This window comes from Streptomyces sp. NPDC006739 (genome assembly GCF_042869815.1).
In the GTDB taxonomy this organism is placed as follows: domain Bacteria; phylum Actinomycetota; class Actinomycetes; order Streptomycetales; family Streptomycetaceae; genus Streptomyces.
Window position 1 is genome coordinate 1 of sequence record NZ_JBIAGM010000076.1, and the last position, 3653, is coordinate 3653.

A 3653-nucleotide genomic window follows, 5' to 3' on the forward strand; every position below is an offset into this window, starting at 1 on the left:
GCGGGCGATCAACAGGATGAAGGCATGGCGAGGCATCGCCACCCGCTACGACAAGACCCCCGGGAGCTACCTCGCCGGACTCCACCTCAGGGCCTCCGTGATCTGGATCAAGGACCTCACACGAGCGGCCCCTTGATCACAACCGAATACGCTCCCGTCTTGTGTCCGCTTAGTGGCTGAGGGGTGCGCGGTTGGCGTCGGTGCTGGCAATGCTGGAGGAGCGGGAGACGGCTGCCCGGGTGCGGGTGGAGGGTCTTCGGGAAGAAGTCGCGCGGCTGGCCGGCGTGTTGGAGGCCGCGGAGATCGAGCTGGACCTGCGGGTGATCGCGCGGGAGGAGCTGGTCGAGGCCCTGGCTGTCTCTGCGGCCGAGTCCACTGCCATGACCGAGTCCGAGGCGGAGCAGGAAACAGCGCCCTCACCTGTGCCGGGCTCGACGGTGCCGCCCTGGCGGGACGGGTTGCCGGTGACGGTGCTGACACCGGACTACCAGCGGATCCTGGGTGTGCTGGAGGAGCGGCCCTCAGCGGGTCAGGGATCGCTGAAGGCCAGGGAGATCGCGGTGCAGCTGGGTCTGGAGACGACGCCGGCGAAGGTCGAGGGGGTGCGCTCGAAGGCCAGGCGCCTGGCGGAACGCGGGTGGCTCGTGCAGGAGACGTCGGGGATGTTCAGCGCCGGCCGGCGGCCCGTGCCTTTGCCAGACGCCGGCCCATCCGCGTGATCATCGACCACCGGATCATCGCCTCGCTGGTAGCGGGCAGAGTCTCGTAATCGCGGGCCAGGCGGCGGGAGTTCATCAACCATGCGAATGTGCGCTCTGCCACCCAGCGTCTCGGCAGCACCACGCACCCCTTCATGTCGTCGGTGCGCTTGACGATCTCCAGCGTGAGGGCGAGTTTCTGCCGGCACCAGTCGACCAGGTCGCCGGTGTAACCGCCGTCGGCCCAGACCAGGGTGATGTCACGGTGCAGTCGGCGCACTCGCCCCAGCAGGCCCGTCGCGGCGTCCCGGTCGCCGATGTTCGCGGCGGTGACCACGACGACCAGCAGCAGACCGAGTCTGTCGGTCACGATGTGCCGCTTGCGTCCGGGTACCTTCTTCCCGCCGTCGTAGCCGCGTGAGGCGGCCGGCACCGTCGCGGCGCCCCGCACCGACTGCGCGTCAATGATCCCTGCCGTGGGCTCGCCCTCACGGCCTTCGCGCTCCCTGACCCGTTCGCGCAGCCGGTCGTGGAACTCTGTGATCAGCCCGTGCTCGCGCCAGCGGCGGAAGAAGGCGTAGACCCGGCTCCAATCGGGGAAGTCTGCGGGCATCGCCCGCCAGGAGATCCCGCCCGCGACCAGGTAGCGGATTGCATCCAGCATCCAATGCCACGAAGTTAAGAGACCAGCGGTGGTGTCAAGCGTGGCGGGAGGTAGAAGGGCCTCTGCTATCCAGGGGATCGACCAAGATCTTCCTGAGAAAGCAGAGGCCCAGTGGCCAAGTCTGTCACGGGCGGAACCGGTGACGTGTTCGCGCCTGGTCATGTTGGTGAGTTAACGCAGGTCATCCCGCCCGAGTTGGTGGATGCGGTACTGGATGAGAGCGGGGCTCGCGAGCGACGACTGCGGAGCCTCCCGTCTCGCGTCGGGGTGTACTTCGTGCTTGCGCTCGGGCTGTTCGAGCATCTGGGCACCGCACTGGTGTGGGGCAAACTCGGGGCCGGACTGGCCACCCGGGTGCCGCAGCCCTCGGAGAAGGCGCTTCGTGATCTGCGTCGGCGGGTCGGGGTGGCCCCGCTCAAGCGGCTGTTCGACGTGCTGGCCGGCCCGCTGGCCCAGCCGTCCACACCCGGAGTGAGCTACCGCCGCTGGCGCACGGTCGCCTTCGACGGATGCGGGAGCCTAAACGTCCCCGACCACGAGCGCAACCGGTCCTGGCTCGGCCGCACCGAACGCCGCTACGGCCCGACCGGCCACCCCCGGCTGATGCTCATGACCCTGTGCGAAACAGGCACCCGCGGTCTGATCGCAGCGGTCTTCGGCTCCGCCTCCAAAGGCGAGACCGACTACGCCCACGACCTGATCGGCCACCTCACCCCGGACATGCTCCTCCTGGCGGACCGCGCCTTCGACAGCAACGAACTGCTCACAGCCATCGCAGCTCAAGGGACTCAGTTCCTGATACGCGCCACCAGCACCCGACGACCGCCAGTACTGGCACTGCTGCCCGACGGCTCCTACCTGACCCGGATCGGGGGCCTCCCACTACGGGTGATCGAGGCCGAGATCCACACCCGCACCGCCGACGGCGGCGACTTCGGCGGAACCTACCGCCTGCTGACCACGCTCACCGACCACCGCATCGACCCCGCCGACCACCTGGTGCGTCTCTACCACGAACGCTGGGAGATCGAGATCACCTACCTGGCGCTCCGTCACACCCTGCTCAAAGGCCGAGTCCTGCGTTCGAAGGACCCCGTAGGTCTGAACCAGGAGATGTGGGCACTTCTCACCCTCTACCAAGCCCTGCGCTCGGTCATGGTGACCGCAGTGGAGACCATGCCCGGCTGCGATCCCGACCGGGCCGGCTTCACCGTCGCTCTGGAAGCCGCCCGCGACACAGTGATCAGCCCGATCGGAACGACCGCGGCCTCAAGACCGAGCAGGTACTCCGACCTGGTAGGACACATCGGCGCCCGCGTACTGCACGCGCTGCTCCCCGGGCGCCGGATGCGACTGTCCTCCCGCATCGTCAAGTGCGGAACCTCCCGCTACAACATCTGGAACCGCGACGGGCGTCCACGCGCCAGCACCCCGATCACCACCACCGAGATCACCGTGCAGCCACCGACCCTCCCCAATGCGCACGATCCCAGCCGGACCCCTACCGGCCGCTGGGGCCAGGTCTGCCGGATCTTGGCAGCGAACTCCAACCAGGCCATGCACACCCGGGACATCGCGCGGCACCTCGGGCTCCCCACCTCAGGGCGCCCCCTCAGCAGCCTCACCGCGCAACTCTGCTGCTGGGAGCGCAACGGCCGTCTCATCCGCACCGCGCCGAGCATCTACAAGATCACTCTCCCTGATGCCTTGACACCACCGCTGGTCTCTTAACTTCGTGGCATTGATCCAGCATCTGGCGGTGGCAGTAGCCCTCCGGCTGTCCGCCCCGCCCCTGGAGCCATGCCGGCACCGACAGCACCGGCCGGATGGCCGCCCACTCCGCATCCGTCATGACCGAGGGATACCGGCGCACCCGACCAGGGTGATCGGTCGCGTTGCCGTACACGTGCGCGAGACAATCGCACGACACGGCAGGCGAGTTGAAGCGGACGGGATCGGGCGCGTACAACAACGACAACAGGGCCTCCGGGAACCGCTCGGAACGGGGTCGCACCCCCGAGCTACCAGGAGGCCCTACCTCCATGCACCTATCGCCGGAAGTTCACTCAACCAAGACCCTGTTCGACCCACACGTTCCAAGGTCGGTTGAGACGGCTTCTGACAACCACCCAGGGGGGTTTGAAATGGCTGTTCCATGGGATCTCTTGATATCCACTGTAAGCGGTGTCACGGCCACCTGAGGGGCCTCGCGTTTCCCGGACAGGCTTCTGACCGTCTATTTCACGCGACGATTCGCAACTTCTCGTACTCGGCGTGGACTTCGCGCGGTG

Annotated in this window: 3 protein-coding genes; 2 read left to right on the plus strand and 1 reads right to left on the minus strand. The window is 67.5% G+C overall.

What is annotated here, in order from left to right; translation table 11 throughout:
* Positions 1-200: 200 nt before the first annotated feature.
* The gene (locus ACFYMM_RS44215) at positions 201-719 is read left to right on the plus strand and encodes a hypothetical protein (RefSeq protein ID WP_388398497.1); all 519 of its coding nucleotides are present in this window, start codon (positions 201-203) and stop codon (positions 717-719) included.
* Here the strand turns inward: ACFYMM_RS44215 and ACFYMM_RS44220 are convergent.
* Positions 667-1524 carry an IS5 family transposase gene (locus tag ACFYMM_RS44220; RefSeq protein WP_388398491.1) on the minus strand — a complete coding sequence of 286 codons (858 nt, stop codon included), beginning with the start codon at positions 1522-1524 and terminating at the stop codon, positions 667-669. The genes ACFYMM_RS44215 and ACFYMM_RS44220 overlap by 53 nt on opposite strands.
* Between ACFYMM_RS44220 and ACFYMM_RS44225 the strand changes: the two genes are divergently transcribed.
* Positions 1474-3093 (plus strand): IS4 family transposase, encoded by a 1620-nt coding sequence (locus tag ACFYMM_RS44225; protein WP_388398494.1) that lies wholly within the window; start codon positions 1474-1476, stop codon positions 3091-3093. The two genes, ACFYMM_RS44220 and ACFYMM_RS44225, sit on opposite strands and share 51 nt — an antisense overlap.
* Positions 3094-3653: the final 560 nt, after the last annotated feature.

Coding starts and splice junctions, on each gene's coding strand:
- ACFYMM_RS44220 (WP_388398491.1), bottom strand. CDS start 1,524: ATGACCAGGCGCGAACACGTCACCGGTTCCGCCCGTGACAGACTTGGC.